The 20,432-nt window shown below is 59.1% G+C and carries 21 protein-coding genes; 18 read left to right on the top strand and 3 right to left on the bottom strand.

The features are described 5' to 3' along the window. Nucleotide 1 precedes the first annotated feature (1 nt). Genes recF through dnaA form a run of 3 tightly spaced genes read right to left on the bottom strand, consistent with a single transcriptional unit; the run spans nucleotide 2 to nucleotide 3,788 of the window. Nucleotides 2–1,105, bottom strand: a complete 1,104-nt coding sequence (gene recF, locus NP552_RS15765; protein ID WP_274096900.1) for a DNA replication/repair protein RecF — start codon at nucleotides 1,103–1,105, stop codon at nucleotides 2–4. A gap of 19 nt (nucleotides 1,106–1,124) precedes the next feature. Continuing rightward, complete coding sequence (gene dnaN, locus NP552_RS15760; protein ID WP_043860677.1) at nucleotides 1,125–2,228, bottom strand: DNA polymerase III subunit beta; 1,104 nt, start codon at nucleotides 2,226–2,228, stop codon at nucleotides 1,125–1,127. Nucleotides 2,229–2,270: 42 nt separating this feature from the next. Beyond that, on the bottom strand, nucleotides 2,271–3,788 hold the full coding sequence (gene dnaA, locus NP552_RS15755) for a chromosomal replication initiator protein DnaA (protein ID WP_123753552.1): 1,518 nt from the start codon (nucleotides 3,786–3,788) through the stop codon (nucleotides 2,271–2,273). Between the two features lie 603 nt (nucleotides 3,789–4,391). Between dnaA and rpmH the strand changes: the two genes are divergently transcribed. From rpmH to NP552_RS15665, 18 genes are all read left to right on the top strand, one after another. Next, entirely contained in the window at nucleotides 4,392–4,526 is a 135-nt protein-coding gene (gene rpmH, locus NP552_RS15750) for a 50S ribosomal protein L34 (RefSeq protein WP_002551315.1), read from the top strand. 13 nt (nucleotides 4,527–4,539) lie between these two features. Continuing rightward, the gene (gene rnpA / locus NP552_RS15745; RefSeq protein WP_196933215.1) at nucleotides 4,540–4,944 is read left to right on the top strand and encodes a ribonuclease P protein component; all 405 of its coding nucleotides are present in this window, start codon (nucleotides 4,540–4,542) and stop codon (nucleotides 4,942–4,944) included. Beyond that, nucleotides 4,937–5,185: a membrane protein insertion efficiency factor YidD gene (yidD, locus tag NP552_RS15740; RefSeq protein ID WP_078481305.1), complete on the top strand. Its 249-nt coding sequence runs from the start codon at nucleotides 4,937–4,939 to the stop codon at nucleotides 5,183–5,185. Before rnpA ends, yidD begins: the two co-directional genes overlap by 8 nt. A 2-nt stretch (nucleotides 5,186–5,187) precedes the next feature. Then, entirely contained in the window at nucleotides 5,188–6,870 is a 1,683-nt protein-coding gene (gene yidC / locus NP552_RS15735) for a membrane protein insertase YidC (protein ID WP_043860674.1), read from the top strand. Nucleotides 6,871–6,953: 83 nt separating this feature from the next. Then, the gene (gene mnmE / locus NP552_RS15730) at nucleotides 6,954–8,324 is read left to right on the top strand and encodes a tRNA uridine-5-carboxymethylaminomethyl(34) synthesis GTPase MnmE (RefSeq protein WP_274096899.1); all 1,371 of its coding nucleotides are present in this window, start codon (nucleotides 6,954–6,956) and stop codon (nucleotides 8,322–8,324) included. Between the two features lie 514 nt (nucleotides 8,325–8,838). Beyond that, nucleotides 8,839–10,731 (top strand): tRNA uridine-5-carboxymethylaminomethyl(34) synthesis enzyme MnmG, encoded by a 1,893-nt coding sequence (gene mnmG / locus NP552_RS15725; RefSeq protein ID WP_274096898.1) that lies wholly within the window; start codon nucleotides 8,839–8,841, stop codon nucleotides 10,729–10,731. Then, nucleotides 10,728–11,378 carry a 16S rRNA (guanine(527)-N(7))-methyltransferase RsmG gene (gene rsmG / locus NP552_RS15720; protein WP_100634892.1) on the top strand — a complete coding sequence of 217 codons (651 nt, stop codon included), beginning with the start codon at nucleotides 10,728–10,730 and terminating at the stop codon, nucleotides 11,376–11,378. The genes mnmG and rsmG overlap by 4 nt, the downstream gene beginning before the upstream one ends. 18 nt (nucleotides 11,379–11,396) lie before the next feature. Further along, nucleotides 11,397–12,191, top strand: coding sequence for a ParA family protein (locus tag NP552_RS15715; protein ID WP_043860671.1), 795 nt, complete (start codon nucleotides 11,397–11,399; stop codon nucleotides 12,189–12,191). A gap of 9 nt (nucleotides 12,192–12,200) precedes the next feature. Continuing rightward, entirely contained in the window at nucleotides 12,201–13,073 is an 873-nt protein-coding gene (locus NP552_RS15710; protein ID WP_043860670.1) for a ParB/RepB/Spo0J family partition protein, read from the top strand. 149 nt (nucleotides 13,074–13,222) lie between these two features. After that, entirely contained in the window at nucleotides 13,223–13,630 is a 408-nt protein-coding gene (locus tag NP552_RS15705) for a F0F1 ATP synthase subunit I (RefSeq protein ID WP_043860669.1), read from the top strand. A 16-nt stretch (nucleotides 13,631–13,646) separates the two neighbouring features. Next, on the top strand, nucleotides 13,647–14,516 hold the full coding sequence (gene atpB, locus NP552_RS15700) for a F0F1 ATP synthase subunit A (RefSeq protein WP_043860668.1): 870 nt from the start codon (nucleotides 13,647–13,649) through the stop codon (nucleotides 14,514–14,516). A gap of 142 nt (nucleotides 14,517–14,658) precedes the next feature. Continuing rightward, nucleotides 14,659–14,916, top strand: coding sequence for a F0F1 ATP synthase subunit C (gene atpE, locus NP552_RS15695; RefSeq protein ID WP_003097235.1), 258 nt, complete (start codon nucleotides 14,659–14,661; stop codon nucleotides 14,914–14,916). Nucleotides 14,917–14,973: 57 nt separating this feature from the next. Further along, entirely contained in the window at nucleotides 14,974–15,444 is a 471-nt protein-coding gene (locus NP552_RS15690; RefSeq protein ID WP_043860667.1) for a F0F1 ATP synthase subunit B, read from the top strand. A gap of 12 nt (nucleotides 15,445–15,456) precedes the next feature. After that, nucleotides 15,457–15,993, top strand: coding sequence for a F0F1 ATP synthase subunit delta (locus NP552_RS15685; protein WP_274096897.1), 537 nt, complete (start codon nucleotides 15,457–15,459; stop codon nucleotides 15,991–15,993). A gap of 21 nt (nucleotides 15,994–16,014) precedes the next feature. After that, on the top strand, nucleotides 16,015–17,559 hold the full coding sequence (gene atpA, locus NP552_RS15680; protein WP_043860665.1) for a F0F1 ATP synthase subunit alpha: 1,545 nt from the start codon (nucleotides 16,015–16,017) through the stop codon (nucleotides 17,557–17,559). Between the two features lie 50 nt (nucleotides 17,560–17,609). Further along, nucleotides 17,610–18,470, top strand: a complete 861-nt coding sequence (atpG, locus tag NP552_RS15675) for a F0F1 ATP synthase subunit gamma (protein WP_054916061.1) — start codon at nucleotides 17,610–17,612, stop codon at nucleotides 18,468–18,470. A gap of 27 nt (nucleotides 18,471–18,497) precedes the next feature. Beyond that, a complete protein-coding gene (atpD, locus tag NP552_RS15670; protein ID WP_043860663.1) occupies nucleotides 18,498–19,874 on the top strand; it encodes a F0F1 ATP synthase subunit beta in 1,377 nt (458 codons plus the stop codon). Nucleotides 19,875–19,918: 44 nt separating this feature from the next. Beyond that, complete coding sequence (locus NP552_RS15665; RefSeq protein WP_043860662.1) at nucleotides 19,919–20,338, top strand: F0F1 ATP synthase subunit epsilon; 420 nt, start codon at nucleotides 19,919–19,921, stop codon at nucleotides 20,336–20,338. Nucleotides 20,339–20,432 lie beyond the last annotated feature (94 nt).

Raw genomic sequence — 20,432 nt, 5'->3', positions numbered from 1 at the left:
TTCACTCCCGATGGTCGTGGGTCTGGGTGATACGGCCTTGTTCCACGTGGAACAAGGCAACTGGCGTATCCGTCTGCCAGCCTTCCCTCAATAATTCGTGGTCTACACAGGTGATAAACACCTGGCAGCGTAAGTCTTCCAGCAAGCGGCAAAGTGCACGACGGTGCTGCTCGTCCAATTCGGACGGCAGGTCATCCACCAGATAAATACATTGGCCGCGGCGTGCCTGGCTGACCAGATGCCCCTGGGCGATACGCAGTGCGCACACCACCAGTTTCTGCTGGCCGCGAGACAGGATATCGGCCGCGTTGTTGGCGCCTAACCTGAGTCGCAGATCCGCACGTTGCGGACCTGCCTGTGTGTGGCCCATCTGCTGATCCCGCTGGAGCGAGCCAGCCAGGACCTCGCTGAGGTCTCTGTCCTTGTCCCACCCTCGGTAGTAACTCAGGGTCAGCCCCTCGAGCTCCAGCAATTCGCTCAAGGTTAGTTCGAAGACGGGTTTCAGCGCTTTGATGTAATTACGGCGGTACTCGTCGATTTCCGCACTGGCCAGGCATAACTCCCGGTCCCAGGCTGCTTGCGAAACAGCGTCAAGTGTACCATGCCGCAACCATGAGTTCCGCTGCCGCAGGGCCTTCTGCAGGCGCTGCCAGGTGGACATGAAGCGAGGTTCCACGTGGAACACCCCCCAATCCAGGAATTGCCGGCGAATCTTGGGCGCACCTTCGAGCAGGCGAAAACTGTCCGGGTTGATCAGTTGCAGCGGCAGTATCTCTGCCAGTTGGGCGGCACTGCGAGCGTTCTGCCCGTCGATGCGAATGGTGAAATCCCCTTGCCGTTCCCGCGATATGCCCAGGTTGCTGGAACCACCTTCATTCAGTTCGACCTGGCCGAATACCGTACACGCCAGTTCTTCATACTGGATGACCGGTGTAAGGCGAGTGCTGCGAAATGAACGGGCCAGGCCGAGCAAATGGATGGCTTCCAGCACGCTGGTTTTGCCGCTGCCGTTGGCGCCATACAGGATGTTGATGCGGGGGGAGGGGGAGAAGGTCACCGGGTGCAGGTTGCGCACCGCGGTGACTGAAACGCGACTGAGGGACATCTAGCGAGTGCTGGACAAATTACAGGCGCATCGGCATGACGACGTATGCAGAATCGTCATTGTCCGCCTCTTGCAGCAGGGCGCTGCTGTTGGAATCGGACAGGATCAGACGAACCTGTTCGGTGGTCATCACGCCCAGCACGTCGAGCAGGTAGCTCACGTTGAAACCGATTTCCAGCGAACCGCCGTTGTAGTCGACGCCGATCTCTTCTTCGGCTTCTTCCTGCTCAGGGTTGTTGGCCTGAATCTTCAGTTGGCCAGCCGCCAGTTGCAGACGAATGCCGCGGTACTTTTCGTTGGACAGAATCGCGGTACGGCTGAACGCTTCGCGAAGTGCCTGGCGATCACCCAGTACCAGTTTGTCGCCGCCCTTTGGCAATACGCGCTCGTAGTCCGGGAACTTGCCATCCACCAGCTTGGAGGTGAAGGTGAATTCGCCAGTAGTGGCGCGAATGTGTTGCTGACCCAGCACGATGGCAACGGTGCCTTCCGGATCAGTGAGCAGGCGCGCCAGCTCAAGGATACCCTTGCGAGGCACGATCACCTGGTGGCGATCAGCCTGACCGATATCGGCCTGCATCGAGCACATGGCCAGACGGTGACCATCGGTGGCGACCGCGCGCAGAGTGCCGGTGGAGACTTCCAGCAGCATGCCGTTCAGGTAGTAGCGCACGTCCTGGACGGCCATTGCGAAGCTGGTGCGCTCGATCAGGCGGCGCAGACGGCTCTGCTCCAGGGTGCAGGTCAGCGAACCCGGGCCTTCCTCGACGGTGGGGAAATCGTTGGCTGGCAGGGTCGACAAGGTGAAACGGCTGCGGCCGGCCTTGATGATGACCTTCTGCTCGTCGACCTTGATGCTGATCTCCGCTTCGCTCGGCAGGCTCTTGCAGATATCCATCAGCTTGCGTGCAGGTACGGTGATCTCGCCAGGCTCGGCAGGGTGTTCCAGTTGCACACGGCCAACCAGTTCCACTTCCAGGTCAGTACCTGTAAGCGACAGTTGCTGGCCCTGGACCACCAGCAGCACGTTGGACAATACCGGCAAGGTCTGGCGGCGCTCGACGACGCCTGCGACCAGTTGCAGGGGTTTCAACAGGGCTTCGCGTTGAATGGTGAAATGCATGGTCTAGTCCCTTGCCTTAAAAAAAAGCCGCGCTGACGTTCATCACGTCGTCAGGGTCCGCAGCAGGTTCTTGTAGTCCTCGCGGATATCCGCGTCGGATTCCTTGAGTTCGTTGATCTTGCGGCACGCGTGCAACACCGTGGTGTGATCGCGGCCGCCGAAGACGTCGCCGATTTCCGGCAGGCTGTGGTTGGTCAGTTCCTTGGACAGGGCCATGGCCACCTGACGCGGCCTGGCCACCGAACGCGAACGCCGCTTGGACAGCAGATCGGAAATCTTGATCTTGTAGTACTCGGCCACTGTGCGCTGAATGTTATCCACACTCACCAGCTTGTCCTGCAGTGCCAGCAGATCCTTGAGCGACTCGCGAATCAACTCGATGGTGATATCGCGGCCCATGAAGTGCGAGTGGGCAATGACCCGCTTCAGCGCGCCTTCCAGTTCCCGCACGTTGGAGCGGATGCGCTGGGCAATGAAGAACGCAGCGTCATGTGGCAGGTCGACCTTGGCCTGGTCGGCCTTCTTCATCAGGATCGCAACGCGGGTCTCGAGCTCCGGCGGCTCTACGGCAACGGTCAGGCCCCAGCCAAAGCGGGACTTGAGGCGCTCCTCGAGGCCTTCGATTTCCTTGGGGTAGCGGTCGCTGGTGAGAATCACCTGCTGGCCACCTTCGAGCAGGGCGTTGAAGGTGTGGAAAAACTCCTCCTGCGAACGCTCCTTGCGGGCAAAGAATTGAATGTCGTCAATCAGAAGCGCATCGACCGAGCGGTAGAAGCGCTTGAACTCGTTGATGGCATTGAGCTGCAACGCCTTGACCATGTCGGCTACGAAGCGCTCCGAGTGCAGGTACACCACCTTGGCATTCGGATTCTTCTTGAGCAGGTGGTTACCCACAGCGTGCATCAAGTGCGTCTTACCCAGGCCCACCCCGCCATAGAGGAATAACGGGTTGTAGCCATGCTTGGGGTTGTCGGCGACCTGCCAGGCTGCCGCGCGGGCCAGCTGGTTGGACTTGCCCTCGACGAAATTCTCGAAGGTGAAGGTGCGGTTCAGGTAGCTGGTGTGTTTGAGCGCACCCTCTACCTGCACAGTACGTTGTTCGGTACGGCTGCTGGGTGGAGCCACCACGGCAGTGTTCTCGCCCATCGAGTCGAAGCTGTCGCGCGAAGGTGCATCTTCGACCTGTGGCGCTGCCGGCGCAGGTGCTGGCGCTGCCGGGGCTGCCACGGCAGCGACCTGGGCAGCCTGCTGGGCCTGGGAAGCGGCGACCGAGGCGGCGAGCGGTGCGTTGGGCGCAGCACGGGGTGCCGAACTGCGTCGGCTGCCTATTAATAAGGAAAGCGCAGGGGCGATGCCGTTGCCGTGTTCGCCCAGCAGTTCGAGCAAGCGACCCAGGTACTTTTCATTGACCCAATCGAGTACGAACCGGTTAGGCGCATAGACGCGCAACTCGTCGCCTTCGGCTTCGACCTGTAGCGGACGGATCCAGGTGTTGAATTGCTGGGCAGGCAGTTCGTCGCGCAGAAGGTCCACGCACTGCTGCCAAAGTTCCACTGACACGGATATCCCCTGAGTTGAACGCCGGTGAGGCAAAAACAAGCGGCCATTGTACCGACCACCAGCGCAGTTATCCACATGCAGGTGTGTCGAGGGTGGCGATAAATCAGCAGGTTAGTGGCAAAAACGTCACTTTACCGCTGTGAATAAGCCCTGTGGATAACCATGCCTGAGCACTTTGCACAACTGGGGGTCGAAATCGGTGGATAACTGCGCTGTGGATAACAGGCCTTTTAATCCACAGCTTTTGCGCCTGCACAGCACAGCCAGAGCACCGCTTCCCGACAGGGTTTCTTTTCTCTGTACAGTACGTAGAACAAGGCCTGTAGCGTTCTATCCACAGAAAACAGCTGCCTAAGTTCTATAAGATTTACAAAAAAGCTTTAAATACCTTCTCTTCTTTTTTCTATGTTTAAGCGTCCGGCAAGGCTGTGTCCCTGTCATCCGGGGCACAGGCCTGTGGACGAGCATGCGAAGGCGCCCGGTTTTTTATCCATAAGGAAAAGCTGGTTGGAAATTGACCTATGGCGCTGCTTTCTCTAGAATCGCCGGTCTCTTAAAACGGGGGCCATTCCGGCCCGTTGTCGACGAACCAGGTAACACGCCATGAAACGTACTTTCCAACCAAGCACCATCAAGCGCGCCCGCACTCACGGTTTCCGTGCCCGTATGGCTACCAAGAACGGCCGTGCCGTACTGTCCCGCCGTCGTGCCAAAGGCCGTAAGCGTCTGGCAGTTTGATTTTTCGGCACAGGTGGTGAGTCAGGACTTCAGTCGGGAAAAACGTCTTCTGACACCCCGACACTTCAAAGCGGTCTTTGACTCTCCATCCGGCAAGGTGCCAGGCAAGAGTCTCTTGCTCCTTGCCCGCGAGAACGGCCTGGATCATCCCCGCCTGGGGCTCGTGATCGGGAAAAAGAGCGTCAAGCTCTCCGTTCAACGCAACCGCTTGAAGCGTTTGATGCGCGATTCGTTTCGTCTCCACCAGCATTTGCTGGCCGGTTGGGACATCGTGATCGTCGCGCGCAAAGGCCTGGGCGACGTAGAAAACCCAGAATTGCACCAACATTTTGGCAAGCTCTGGAAGCGCCTTGCACGCAGTCGGCCCGCTCCAGTGGTTAACAGCGAATCTGCAGGGGTAGACCGTCCAGATGCGTAAACTGGTACTCGTTCCGATCCAGTTTTACCGTTACGCCATTAGCCCTCTGATGGCCAGCCACTGTCGTTTCTATCCGACCTGTTCCACCTATGCGATTGAAGCCATCGAAACACATGGCGCATTGCGCGGTGGATGGTTGACCGCTCGTCGTCTCGGGCGTTGTCATCCGTGGAATGCCGGCGGTTATGACCCGGTTCCGCCTGCTCCCACTTCCCGTACTTCTTCTTCGATAGCCGAGTAATCATGGATATTAAACGCACGATCCTGATCGCCGCCCTGGCAATCGTGTCCTATGTCATGGTCCTCAAGTGGAACCAGGACTACGGCCAGGCTGCCCTGCCGACTCAGAATACTGCTGCCAGCACCGTCGCGCCGGGCTTGCCCGATACCCCGACCGTTGGCACATCCGGCGCCAGCGCCGATGTTCCGAGCGCCACTGCTGAAACCACCCCTGCAGAAATTGCACCGGTTGCCGTCAGCACAGACCTGATTAGGGTCAAGACCGATGTCCTCGACCTGGCTATCAACCCCAATGGCGGTGATATCGCGCAGCTGACCCTGCCGAAATATCCACGTCGCCAGGACCATCCGGAAATTCCGTTCCAGCTGTTCGATAACGGCGGCGAGCGCGTTTACCTGGCTCAGAGCGGCCTGACCGGTGCCAACGGCCCCGATGCACGTGCCGCTGGTCGCCCGCTGTATTCCGCCGAGCAGAAAAGTTATCAACTGGCCGATGGCCAGAACCAACTGGTCGTCGACCTCAAGTTCAGCGACGCGGGTGTGAACTACATCAAGCGTTTCACCCTGAACCGTGGTGAATATGACCTGAAAGTCACTCACCTGATCGACAACCAGAGCGGCAAGCCGTGGACAGGCAACCTGTTTGCACAGCTCAAGCGCGATGCCAGCTCCGATCCGTCGTCGAGCACCGCCACCGGTACCGCCACCTATCTGGGCGCCGCCCTGTGGACAAGTGCCGAGCCGTACAAGAAAGTGTCGATGAAGGACATCGACAAAGGTAGTTTGAAAGAAAATGTTACCGGCGGCTGGGTTGCCTGGTTGCAGCACTACTTCGTGACCGCCTGGATTCCCAACAAGTCGGACAACAACGTTGTTCAGACACGCAAGGACAGCCAGGGCAACTACATCATCGGGTTCACCGGTCCGGAGCTGAACGTGGCTGCCGGCGCCCAGGGCGAAACCAGCACGCTGCTGTACGCCGGTCCCAAGAGCCAGGAAAAACTCAAGGCGCTGTCCCCGGGCCTGGAGCTGACCGTCGACTACGGCATCCTGTGGTTCATTGCCCAGCCGATCTTCTGGCTGCTGCAACATATCCATGAGCTGCTCGGCAACTGGGGCTGGTCGATCATCGTCCTGACCATGCTGATCAAGCTGCTGTTCTTCCCGCTGTCCGCTGCCAGCTACAAGTCGATGGCGCGCATGCGTGCCGTGGCACCTAAACTGGCCGCGCTGAAAGAGCAACATGGCGATGACCGGCAGAAGATGTCGCAGGCCATGATGGAGCTGTACAAGAAAGAGAAGATCAACCCGCTGGGCGGCTGCCTGCCGATCCTGGTGCAGATGCCAGTCTTCCTTTCGCTCTACTGGGTATTGCTGGAAAGCGTTGAAATGCGCCAGGCCCCGTGGATGTTCTGGATTACCGACCTGTCGATCAAGGATCCGTTCTTCATCCTGCCGATCATCATGGGCGCGACCATGTTCATCCAGCAGCGCCTGAACCCGACGCCGCCGGATCCGATGCAGGCAAAGGTGATGAAGCTGATGCCGATCATCTTCACCTTCTTCTTCCTGTGGTTCCCGGCAGGTCTGGTGCTGTACTGGGTTGTGAACAACTGCCTGTCGATCGCACAGCAGTGGTACATCACCCGCAAGATCGAAGCGGCGAGCAACAAAGCCACCGCTTGACGGGTTAGCCAGCTAACCTGTGGATAAAACGCCCCCTCGTGGGGCGTTTTGCTATCTGTCGTTTTTGTCTGAGGCCTTCGCTGATGAATGCTCGTCGTGAAACCATCACTGCAATTGCCACTGCCCAGGGTCGTGGCGGTGTAGGAATCGTGCGTATTTCCGGACCGCTGGCCAGCAAGGCCGGGTTGGCCATCACCGGTCGTGAGCTCACCCCGCGGTATGCCCATTACGGTCCGTTCAAGGGCGACGATGGCCTGGTGCTGGATGAAGGCATTGCCCTGTATTTTCCCGGGCCCAACTCCTTTACCGGTGAAGATGTGCTGGAACTGCAGGGCCACGGCGGCCCGGTTGTGCTCGACATGCTGCTGCAGCGCTGCGTGGAACTGGGTTGCCGCCTGGCGCGTCCGGGCGAATTCAGCGAGCGCGCCTTTCTCAACGACAAGCTCGACCTGGCGCAGGCCGAAGCCATCGCCGACCTGATCGAGGCCAGTTCTGCACAGGCGGCGCGTAATGCGCTGCGCTCGTTGCAGGGCGAATTTTCCCGCCGTGTGGATAACCTCACCGAAAAACTGATCAGCCTGCGTATCTACGTCGAGGCGGCAATCGACTTTCCCGAAGAGGAAATCGATTTTCTTGTCGATGGCCACGTCCTGCGCATGCTCGAGGAGGTGCGCGAAAGTTTATCCACAGTGCAGCGCGAGGCGGGGCAGGGTGCGCTGTTGCGCGATGGCATGACGGTGGTGATCGCCGGGCGGCCGAATGCCGGCAAGTCCAGCCTGCTCAACGCACTGGCCGGGCGCGAGGCGGCCATCGTGACGGACATCGCCGGTACTACCCGGGATGTGCTGCGCGAACATATCCACATCGACGGCATGCCGTTGCACGTGGTGGACACCGCCGGCCTGCGCGATACAGAAGACCATGTGGAAAAGATTGGGGTGGAACGTGCCCTCAAGGCCATTGGCGAGGCCGATCGGGTACTGTTGGTGGTGGATGCCACGGCACCTGAAGCCGATGATCCGTTCGCATTGTGGCCTGAATTCCTTGAACAGCGCCCCGACCCGGCCAAGGTCACGCTGATTCGCAACAAGGCCGACCTCAGTGGCGACCCCGTGGGCCTGCAGTTGTCCGACGATGGTCACGTCACCATCACCCTCAGTGCCAAGGGCGCCGACCAGGGCCTGGAACTGCTGCGCGATCACCTCAAGGCCTGCATGGGTTACGAACAGACTGCCGAAAGCGGCTTCAGTGCCCGCCGGCGCCACCTGGACGCCCTGCGCCAGGCCAGTTCGCACCTGGACCACGGTCATGCGCAATTGACCCTGGCGGGCGCTGGAGAGCTGCTGGCCGAAGACCTGCGCCAGGCCCAGCAGTCCCTGGGCGAAATTACCGGCGCCTTCAGCTCCGATGACCTGCTGGGGCGCATCTTCTCCAGCTTCTGCATCGGCAAGTAGTCCGTTTATCCACAACGGGGCCGATCCAGGGCCTCGTTGTCGGCTGTCATCCCCCTCAATTTTTTATCTCCTGTCGAGAATTCTGGAACGCTCCGGGGCTTTCGCGTGCCTGTCTTACTCACAAACCGCAGAATAAGCCCTGTGGAAAACCCCGCCTCAGCTCGGTTGATAACCCGGCCTCAAGGCTGGAGATAACTCACCCTGTTGATAAGTGGGTGTTTCATCCACAGGCTTAAGGCGCTTATCCAGACCCCTCATGGCCACTAGACCACAGCCTTTTGAACCTCTGTACATAAGGTGGAATAAGGGCTGTAGAGGTTTATCCACAGAAAGGTTCCTCACTAAGAATAAACATAAAAACAAAGCTTTAATAAATTTCTCTCTCTTTATTTCTATTGTCAGCCACTCATCCACAGGCTGGTTAAATTTTGTTCAAGCGGTTCCTAGAAGGGGGGTAAGTCCCTATACTTGTGCGTTATTCCTATCTATTCCCGAAACAGGCACGAGGTGCGTGGTGGATTTCCCTTCCCGTTTTGAAGTGATCGTCATCGGCGGCGGCCATGCCGGAACCGAGGCTGCGCTTGCGTCTGCACGCATGGGTGTGAAAACCCTGCTGCTGACCCACAACGTGGAAACCCTCGGGCACATGAGCTGCAACCCGGCCATTGGCGGTATTGGCAAGAGCCATCTGGTCAAGGAGATCGATGCGCTGGGCGGTGTCATGGCCCTGGCTACCGACAAGAGCGGTATCCAATTCCGCGTTTTGAACAACCGCAAAGGCCCGGCGGTGCGTGCAACCCGCGCCCAGGCCGACCGCGCCATCTACAAGGCCGTGGTACGCGAGATTCTCGAAAACCAGCCCAACCTGTGGATATTCCAGCAGGCCTGTGACGACCTGATCGTCGAGCAGGACCAGGTACGCGGCGTCGTCACGCAGATGGGTCTGCGTTTCCATGCCGATTCTGTGGTGCTGACCACGGGTACCTTCCTCAGCGGACTTATCCACATCGGTCTGCAGAATTATTCCGGTGGGCGTGCCGGCGATCCGCCGGCCATCGCTCTGGCGCACCGCATGCGTGAGCTGTCGCTGCGCATGGGTCGCCTGAAAACCGGCACGCCGCCGCGTATCGACGGGCGTTCGGTGGATTTCTCGGTGATGACCGAACAGGCCGGTGACACCCCGATACCGGTGATGTCGTTCATGGGCGACAAGGCCATGCACCCGCGTCAGGTCAGTTGCTGGATTACCCACACCAACGAACGCACTCACGAGATCATTGCTTCCAACCTCGATCGTTCGCCGATGTACTCCGGCGTGATCGAGGGCATCGGCCCGCGTTACTGCCCGTCGATCGAAGACAAGATCCACCGGTTTGCCGACAAGCAGAGCCACCAGGTATTCATCGAGCCAGAAGGGCTCAATACCCACGAGCTGTACCCGAACGGGATATCCACATCCCTGCCGTTCGACGTGCAGCTGCAGTTGGTGCGTTCGATCCGCGGCATGGAAAACGCGCACATCGTGCGCCCGGGCTATGCCATCGAATACGACTACTTCGACCCGCGTGACCTGAAGTACAGCCTGGAAACCAAGGCCATCGGCGGGTTGTTCTTTGCCGGCCAGATCAACGGCACCACCGGTTACGAAGAGGCCGGCGCGCAGGGGCTGCTGGCTGGTGCCAACGCCGCGCTGCGTGCACAGGGCCGCGAAAGCTGGTGCCCGCGCCGCGACGAGGCGTACATCGGGGTGTTGGTCGACGACCTGATCACCCTGGGTACCCAGGAGCCGTACCGCATGTTCACCTCGCGGGCCGAGTACCGCCTGATTCTGCGTGAAGACAACGCCGACCTGCGTCTGACCGAAAAAGGCCGTGAACTGGGCCTGGTCGACGATGCACGCTGGGCCGCGTACAGCGCCAAGCGCGAAAGCATCGAGCGCGAGGAGCAACGCCTGAAGTCCACCTGGGTTCAGCCCAATACCGCGATGGGCCAGGCGATTGTGGATAAGTTCGGCACGCCGCTCAGCCATGAATACAACCTGCTCAACCTGCTGACCCGCCCGGAAATCGACTATGCCGGGTTGGTGGAAGTGACCGGCGGTGGAGAAATCGACCCTCAGGTGGCCGAACAGGTCGAGATCAAGACCAAATACGCTGGTTACATCGACCGGCAACAGGAAGAAATCGCTCGCCTGCGGGCAAGCGAAGACACCCGCCTGCCCGAGGATATCGACTACGCTGGTATTTCCGGGTTGTCCAAGGAGATTCAGGGTAAGCTCAGCCAGGCCCGCCCAGAGACACTCGGCCAGGCCTCGCGCGTTCCCGGCGTGACCCCGGCGGCTATTTCCCTGTTGCTGATTCACCTGAAAAAACGCGGCGCAGGCCGCGAGTTGGAGCAAAGCGCTTGAGTTCTATGGTCACCCCTCAACACGCCCAGGAGTTGTCCACAGGTGCCCGCCAGCTTGGTGTCGAGCTGAGCGAGGCCCAGCACGCGCAACTGCTGGCTTATCTGGCGCTGCTGATCAAGTGGAACAAGGCTTACAACCTGACTGCAGTGCGCAATCCCGACGAAATGGTGTCCCGCCACCTGCTGGACAGCCTGAGCGTCATGCCGTTTATCCACAGCGACAGCGAGCGCTGGCTCGACGTCGGTAGCGGCGGCGGCATGCCGGGCATTCCCCTGGCTATCCTGCATCCGCACAAGCAGGTCACGGTGCTGGACAGCAACGGCAAGAAAACCCGCTTCCTCACCCAGGTGAAACTGGAGCTGAAGCTGGATAACCTGCAAGTTATCCACAGCCGGGTCGAGGCGTTCCAGCCGGAACAGCCTTTCTCCGGAATTGTTTCTCGTGCTTTCAGCAGCATGGAGAACTTCACCAATTGGACGCGCCACCTTGGCGACGCCCAGACGCAGTGGCTGGCAATGAAAGGGCTGCATCCGGCTGATGAGCTGGTAGCATTGCCGGCAGATTTCAAAGTGGATAGCGAGCAGGCCTTGACCGTTCCGGGTTGCCAAGGCCAGCGCCATCTGCTGATACTGCGCCGCACGGCATGACTGGGAACACAAGCAAGAATGGCTAAGGTATTCGCGATCGCGAACCAGAAAGGTGGTGTGGGCAAGACCACCACCTGCATCAATCTCGCTGCATCGCTGGTGGCTACCAAGCGCCGCGTGCTGCTGATTGACCTCGATCCACAGGGCAACGCCACCATGGGTAGCGGTGTGGATAAACACGTCCTTGAACATTCGGTCTATGACCTGCTGATCGGCGAGTGCGACCTGGCTCAGGCCATGCACGTGTCCGAACACGGTGGTTATCAACTGCTGCCGGCCAACCGCGACCTCACTGCGGCCGAAGTGGTTCTGCTCGAAATGCAGATGAAGGAGAGCCGGCTGCGCACAGCGCTGGCGCCGATCCGCGAGAGTTACGACTACATCCTGATCGACTGCCCGCCGTCGCTGTCGATGCTGACGCTCAATGCCCTGGTGGCCGCCGATGGCGTGATCATTCCGATGCAATGTGAATACTTTGCCTTGGAAGGCTTGAGCGACCTTGTGGATAACATCAAGCGCATCGCTGCCAAGCTCAATCCGCAGCTCAAGATCGAAGGCCTGTTGCGCACCATGTACGACCCGCGCCTGAGCCTGATCAACGACGTGTCCGCGCAGCTCAAGGAACACTTCGGCGAGCAGCTCTACGATACGGTGATCCCGCGCAACATCCGCCTGGCCGAGGCCCCGAGCTTCGGTATGCCGGCCCTGGCCTACGACAAGCAGTCCCGTGGTGCCCTGGCCTATCTGGCCCTGGCCGGTGAACTGGTACGCCGTCAACGCCGTCAAACCCGCACTGCCGCACAGGCAACTTAAGGAATCCGCATGGCCGTTAAGAAACGAGGTCTCGGACGTGGGTTGGATGCACTGCTCAGTGGTCCTACCGTCAGCGCGCTCGAAGAGCAGGCTGTCAAGGTCGACCAGAAAGAACTGCAACACCTGCCGCTGGACCTGATCCAGCGCGGCAAATACCAGCCCCGTCGGGACATGGACCCGCAGGCCCTTGAAGAACTGGCGCACTCGATCAAGAGCCAGGGCGTGATGCAGCCGATCGTGGTCCGCCCGATCGGCGACGACCGCTTCGAGATCATCGCCGGCGAACGCCGCTGGCGCGCCAGCCAACAGGCCGGCATGGAGACCATCCCGGCGATGGTGCGCGATGTGCCGGATGAAACCGCCATCGCCATGGCGCTGATCGAGAACATCCAGCGCGAAGACCTCAACCCGGTGGAAGAGGCCATCGCGCTGCAGCGCCTGCAGCAGGAGTTCCAGCTGACCCAGCAACAGGTCGCGGATGCTGTGGGCAAGTCGCGGGTGACCGTGGCCAACCTGCTGCGCCTGATCTCGCTGCCGGAAGTCATCAAGACCATGCTGTCCCACGGCGACCTGGAGATGGGTCATGCCCGTGCGCTGCTCGGTTTGCCTGAAGAACAGCAGGTCGACGGGGCGCGACACGTTGTCGCACGAGGCCTGACCGTACGCCAGACCGAAGCCCTGGTTCGCCAGTGGCTCAGCGGCAAGCCCGAGCCGGTGGAACCGGCCAAGCCCGATCCGGACATCACCCGCCTTGAACAGCGTCTGGCAGAGCGGCTGGGCTCGGCGGTACAGATCCGTCACGGCAACAAGGGCAAAGGCCAGTTGGTGATCCGTTACAACTCCCTGGACGAGTTGCAGGGCGTGCTTGCTCACATCCGCTGAAACAATTCGCTTTGTAGCGCGCAGTCGGAAATCACTACCCAGCAGTTGAATAGGGGTCCAAGCGCCCCTATACTCTGCGCGCATTTTGTCGGCACAAATTATGCCAAGTCATTACTGACTGGTTGGTCGACTTTCGAGGAGCAGTTGTGATGGAGACCCGCACGCCAAACCGCTTGCCTTTCCATCGCTGGGCGGTTTTTCCGGTACTGTTCGCTCAATTTGTCGTGTTGCTGCTGGCATCGTTGGGGGTGTGGCAGTGGCATGGGGTGGTCAGCGGCTATTCGGCACTCTGCGGAGGACTGATCGCCTGGCTGCCGAATCTGTACTTTGCCTACAAGGCGTTCCGTTACACCGGCGCCAGGGCAGCGCAGGCCATCGTCAAGTCGTTCTACGCTGGCGAGGCAGGCAAATTGATTTTGACGGCAGTGCTGTTCGCATTGACGTTCGCAGGAGTGAAGCCATTGGCGCCATTAGCAGTATTCGGCGTCTTCTTGCTGACCCAGTTGGTCAGCTGGTTCGCGCCCCTGCTGATAAAAACGAGACTTTCGAGACCTTAGGGCGTTTGAGGCAAACATGGCAGCAGAAACCGCTTCGGGCTATATCCAGCACCACTTGCAGAACTTGACCTTCGGGCAATTACCAGACGGCGGTTGGGGCTTTGCCCATTCCGCAGCAGAAGCCAAGGCAATGGGCTTCTGGGCGTTCCACGTGGACACCCTGGGTTGGTCCGTTGCGCTGGGTCTGATCTTCATCCTCCTGTTCCGCATGGCGGCGAAAAAAGCGACTTCCGGTCAACCCGGCGGCCTGCAGAACTTCGTCGAGGTGATGGTCGAATTCGTCAACGGCAGCGTCAAGGATTCGTTCCACGGCCGCAGCCCGGTCATCGCACCGCTGGCCCTGACCATCTTCGTGTGGGTGTTCCTGATGAACGCCGTCGACCTGATCCCGGTCGACTGGATCCCGCAACTGGCGATGCTGATCTCCGGTGATCCGCACATCCCGTTCCGTGCCGTATCCACCACCGACCCGAACGCCACCATCGCGATGGCCTTCTGCGTGTTCGCGCTGATCATCTTCTACAGCATCAAGGTCAAGGGCATCGGCGGCTTCATCGGCGAGCTGACCCTGCACCCGTTCGGCAGCAAGAACATCTTCGTCCAGATCCTGCTGATCCCGGTCAACTTCCTGCTGGAATTCGTGACCCTGATCGCCAAGCCGATCTCGCTGGCCCTGCGTCTGTTCGGCAACATGTATGCCGGCGAGCTGGTGTTCATCCTGATCGCCGTGATGTTCGGTGCCGGTCTGCTGTGGCTGAGCGGCCTGGGCGTGGTGCTGCAATGGGCGTGGGCTGTGTTCCACATCCTGATCATCACCCTGCAAGCGTTCATCTTCATGATGCTTACCATCGTCTACCTGTCGATGGCTCACGAAGATAACCATTAAGACCGCCTGGCGTGTCTGAGGCCTCTCCGCCGGGGTGGGGGGAGGTCGAAAAAGTCCGCAAGGGCAGCTGTACCAAACGATTTTGTTTTACCGCTTCAAACTAAAAAACCTAACCAATACGACGTAAAAGTCGGGAGGAAAGATGGAAACTGTAGTTGGTCTTACCGCTATCGCTGTTGCTCTGCTGATCGGCCTGGGTGCCCTGGGTACCGCCATTGGTTTCGGCCTGCTGGGCGGCAAGTTCCTGGAAGGCGCTGCTCGCCAGCCAGAAATGGTTCCGATGCTGCAAGTCAAAATGTTCATCGTCGCCGGTCTGCTCGACGCCGTGACCATGATCGGTGTTGGTATCGCTCTGTTCTTCACCTTCGCTAATCCCTTCGTTGGTCAAATCGCTGGCTAATCACTCGAATTTTCGAGTGGATTGGTGTGATGGACTTAGAACGAGCGAGGTGTTGGCGTGAACATTAATGCAACCCTGATTGGCCAGTCCGTTGCGTTCTTCATTTTTGTACTGTTTTGCATGAAGTTCGTGTGGCCTCCGGTCATCGCGGCTTTGCAAGAACGTCAGAAGAAGATCGCGGAAGGACTGGACGCTGCCAACCGAGCAGCTCGCGACCTGGAGCTGGCCCAAGATAAAGCGGGTCAGCAACTGCGCGAAGCTAAAGCTCAGGCAGCCGAAATCATTGAGCAAGCCAAGAAACGCGGTAACCAGATCGTCGAGGAAGCCCGTGACCAGGCTCGCGTCGAAGCTGACCGTGTGAAGGCCCAGGCTCAAGCCGAGATCGAACAGGAACTGAACGGTGTCAAAGACGCGCTGCGCGCCCAAGTGGGTAGCCTGGCCGTCAACGGTGCTGAAAAGATCCTTGGCGCCACAATCGATCAAAACGCGCATGCGGAGCTGGTTAATAAACTGGCCGCTGAAATTTAAGCGAGGGCGATCATGGCAGAACTGACCACGTTGGCCCGACCTTACGCTAAGGCGGCCTTTGAGCACGCCCAGGCCCATCAGCAACTGGCCAATTGGTCAGCCATGCTCGGCCTGGCTGCTGCAGTGTCTCAAGACGACACAATGCAGCGCCTGCTCAAGGCCCCGCGACTGACGAGCGCAGAAAAGGCCGCCGCGTTTATTGACGTGTGCGGTGACAAGTTCGATGCACAGGCACAGAATTTCATTCATGTTGCCGCGGAAAACGAACGTCTCCTGCTGTTGCCGGAGATTTCGGTTCTGTTCGATCTGTACAAGGCCGAACAAGAGAAATCCGTGGACGTGGAAGTCACCAGTGCTTTTGCGTTGAACCAAGAACAGCAAGACAAACTCGCCAAGGTTCTCAGTGCACGACTCAGCCGGGAAGTGCGCCTGCACGCGACGGAGGATGCCAGCCTGATCGGTGGTGTCGTAATCCGCGCCGGCGACCTGGTTATCGATGGCTCAGTACGCGGCAAAATCGCGAAACTGGCCGAAGCATTGAAATCTTGAGTTTGAAGGGGCAGCAGAGCAATGCAGCAACTCAATCCTTCCGAAATTAGTGAAATCATCAAGGGCCGCATCGAGAAACTCGATGTAGCCTCCCAAGCCCGCAACGAAGGTACTGTCGTCAGCGTTTCTGACGGTATCGTGCGGATTCACGGTCTGGCCGACGCTATGTACGGCGAAATGATCGAGTTTCCGGGCGGCGTGTTCGGTATGGCCCTCAACCTGGAGCAAGACTCCGTTGGTGCGGTAGTACTGGGCGCGTACGACACCCTCGCTGAAGGCATGAGCGCCAAGTGCACCGGCCGCATCCTCGAAGTTCCGGTTGGTAAGGAACTGCTGGGTCGCGTCGTCGACGCACTGGGTAACCCAATCGATGGCAAAGGTCCGCTGAACAACACCGAGACCGACGCTGTTGAAAAGGTTGCACCGGGCGTTATCTGGCGTAAATCGGTAGACCAGCCTGTACAGACTGGCTACAAATCGGTTGACGCCATGATCCCTGTCGGCCGTGGCCAGCGTGAGCTGATCATCGGTGACCGTCAGATCGGCAAGACCGCCATGGCCATCGACGCCATCATCAACCAGAAAGACTCCGGTATTTTCTGTGTGTATGTTGCTGTCGGCCAGAAGCGTTCGACCGTTGCCAACATCGTTCGCAAGCTGGAAGAAAACGGCGCCCTGGCCAACACCATCGTGGTGGTTGCCAGTGCTTCGGAATCCGCCGCACTGCAATTCCTGGCGCCATACGCCGGTTGCACCATGGGCGAGTTCTTCCGTGACCGCGGCGAAGACGCACTGATCGTCTACGATGACCTGTCCAAGCAGGCTGTTGCCTACCGTCAGATCTCCCTGCTGCTGCGCCGTCCACCAGGACGCGAAGCATACCCAGGTGACGTGTTCTATCTCCACTCCCGCCTCCTGGAGCGTGCATCGCGCGTTTCCGAAGAGTACGTAGAGAAGTTCACCAACGGTGCCGTAACTGGCAAGACCGGCTCGCTGACCGCACTGCCGATCATCGAAACCCAGGCTGGCGACGTTTCCGCGTTCGTTCCGACCAACGTGATCTCGATCACCGACGGTCAGATCTTCCTGGAATCGGCCATGTTCAACTCGGGCATCCGTCCTGCAGTGAACGCCGGTGTTTCGGTATCCCGTGTAGGTGGTGCCGCTCAGACCAAGATCATCAAGAAGCTCTCCGGTGGTATCCGTACCGCTCTGGCTCAGTACCGTGAACTGGCGGCATTCGCCCAGTTCGCTTCTGACCTGGACGAAGCCACCCGCAAGCAACTCGAGCACGGTCAACGTGTTACCGAGCTGATGAAGCAGAAGCAATACGCTCCAATGTCCATCGCGGACATGGCGCTGTCGCTGTATGCCGCTGAGCGTGGGTTCCTGACCGACGTCGAAATCACCAAGATCGGCAGCTTCGAACAAGCGCTGATCGCTTTCTTCAACCGTGATCACGCCGAACTGATGGCGAAGATCAACGTGAAGGGTGACTTCAACGACGAAATCGACGCTGGCATCAAAGCCGGTATCGAGAAGTTCAAGGCCACCCAAACCTGGTAAGCCGCAGCGGGGGCTTTGCAGCCCCCGCTTGCTAACCTGATAGGTGTTACATGGCAGGCGCAAAAGAGATTCGCAGTAAGATTGCGAGCATCAAAAGCACGCAAAAAATTACCAGCGCCATGGAAAAAGTGGCGGTCAGCAAGATGCGCAAGGCTCAAATGCGCATGGCTGCTAGCCGTCCCTATGCGGAGCGTATCCGCCAGGTGATTGGTCATCTGGCCAACGCCAACCCGGAATACCGCCACCCCTTCATGATCGAACGCCCTGTCAAGCGCGCCGGTTATGTGGTTGTGAGCAGTGACCGTGGTCTGTGCGGTGGCTTGAACACCAACCTGTTCAAGGCCCTGGTCAAGGACATGGCAGCCAACCGCGAGCAAGGGGTCGAAATCGACCTGTGCGTGGTGGGCAGCAAAGGTGCGGCGTTTTTCCGCAGCTACGGCGGTAACGTCGTTGCAGCGATCAGCCACCTGGGCGAAGAGCCGTCGATCAATGATCTGATCGGCAGCGTCAAGGTCATGCTGGACGCTTACCTGGATGGTCGTATCGATCGTCTGTCCGTGGTATCGAACAAGTTCATCAATACCATGACGCAAGCCCCAACGGTCGAGCAGTTGATTCCGTTGGTTGCAACCCCGGATCAAGAACTCAAGCACCACTGGGACTACCTCTACGAACCTGACGCCAAGGAGCTGCTGGACGGCCTGATGGTGCGTTACGTGGAGTCGCAGGTCTACCAGGCGGTGGTCGAGAACAACGCGGCCGAACAAGCTGCGCGGATGATCGCAATGAAGAACGCCACCGACAACGCCGGCGACCTGATCAGCGAATTGCAGCTGATCTACAACAAGGCGCGTCAGGCTGCGATCACCCAAGAGATCTCGGAAATCGTCGGCGGCGCTGCCGCGGTTTAACGGTTCAAATATTCAGAGGATCCAGCTATGAGTAGCGGACGTATCGTTCAAATCATCGGCGCCGTCATCGACGTGGAATTCCCACGTGACAGCGTGCCGAGCGTGTACAACGCACTGAAAGTACAAGGCGCGGAAACCACCCTGGAAGTTCAGCAGCAGCTGGGCGACGGCGTGGTCCGTACCATTGCGATGGGCTCGACCGAAGGCTTGAAGCGCGGTCTGGACGTCGTCGACAGCGGCGCAGCCATCTCCGTACCGGTCGGTAAAGCGACCCTGGGCCGGATCATGGACGTGCTGGGCAACCCGATCGACGAAGCTGGTCCGATCGGTGAAGAAGAGCGCTGGGGCATTCACCGCGAAGCACCTTCGTTCGCTGACCAGGCAGGCGGCAACGACCTGCTGGAAACCGGCATCAAGGTTATCGACCTGGTCTGCCCGTTTGCCAAAGGCGGTAAAGTTGGTCTGTTCGGTGGTGCCGGTGTAGGCAAGACCGTAAACATGATGGAGCTGATCCGTAACATCGCCATCGAGCACAGCGGTTATTCCGTGTTCGCCGGTGTGGGTGAGCGTACTCGTGAGGGTAACGACTTCTACCACGAGATGAAGGACTCCAACGTTCTCGACAAGGTAGCGCTGGTCTACGGTCAGATGAACGAGCCACCAGGAAACCGTCTGCGCGTAGCGCTGACCGGCCTGACCATGGCCGAGAAGTTCCGTGACGAAGGTAACGACGTTCTGCTGTTCGTCGACAACATCTATCGTTACACCCTGGCCGGTACCGAAGTATCCGCACTGCTGGGCCGTATGCCTTCGGCGGTAGGTTACCAGCCGACCCTGGCTGAAGAGATGGGCGTTCTGCAAGAACGTATCACTTCGACCAAGGAAGGTTCGATCACCTCGATCCAGGCCGTATACGTACCTGCGGACGACCTGACCGACCCGTCGCCAGCCACCACCTTCGCCCACTTGGACGCCACCGTCGTACTGTCCCGTGACATCGCCTCCCTGGGTATCTACCCAGCGGTCGATCCACTGGACTCGACTTCGCGCCAGCTGGACCCCAACGTGATCGGCAACGAGCACTACGAAACCGCTCGCGGCGTTCAGTACGTGCTGCAGCGCTACAAAGAGCTGAAGGACATCATTGCGATCCTGGGCATGGACGAACTGTCCGAGACCGACAAGCAACTGGTTTCCCGTGCTCGTAAGATCCAGCGCTTCCTGTCCCAGCCGTTCTTCGTGGCTGAAGTCTTCACCGGTTCTCCAGGCAAATACGTTTCCCTGAAAGACACCATTGCTGGCTTCAAAGGCATCCTCAACGGTGACTACGACCACCTGCCAGAACAAGCGTTCTACATGGTCGGCGGCATCGAAGAAGCAGTCGAGAAAGCCAAGAAACTGTAATCCCGGCGCCCCGCGAGGGGCGCTAATCAGGTTGAGGCAAGCAGATGGCTATGACAGTCCATTGCGATATCGTCAGCGCGGAAGGAGAGATCTTCTCCGGCCTGGTCGAGATGGTGATTGCGCACGGCAACCTGGGTGATCTTGGTATCGCTCCAGGCCACGCCCCGCTGATCACTAATCTGAAGCCTGGTCCGATCACGCTGACCAAGCAGGGTGGCGCCCAAGAGGTGTTCTACATCTCTGGTGGTTTCCTCGAGGTCCAGCCGAACATGGTCAAGGTGCTTGCCGATACCGTGCAACGTGCTGCCGACCTGGACGAAGCTCAGGCCCAGGAAGCCCTCAAGGCTGCCGAGAACGCCCTGAACGCCAAAGGCGCGGAGTTCGACTACGGCGCCGCTGCCGCACGTCTGGCCGAAGCCGCAGCTCAGCTGCGCACCGTCCAGCAGTTGCGCAAGGGAAGGTAATTCGGCCTACAGGCTGATTGCTTTCGCCGCGATTGAGTTAAAGGGTAGCCTCGGCTACCCTTTTTCTTTTTCTGCATATCTCATTTCGGTCATT

Source organism: Pseudomonas sp. 8209 (assembly GCF_028682105.1).
Classification (GTDB): Bacteria; Pseudomonadota; Gammaproteobacteria; order Pseudomonadales; family Pseudomonadaceae; genus Aquipseudomonas; species Aquipseudomonas palmensis.
Note: the sequence above shows the minus strand (reverse complement) of the source record. Positions and strands in the feature narration are given on the sequence as shown.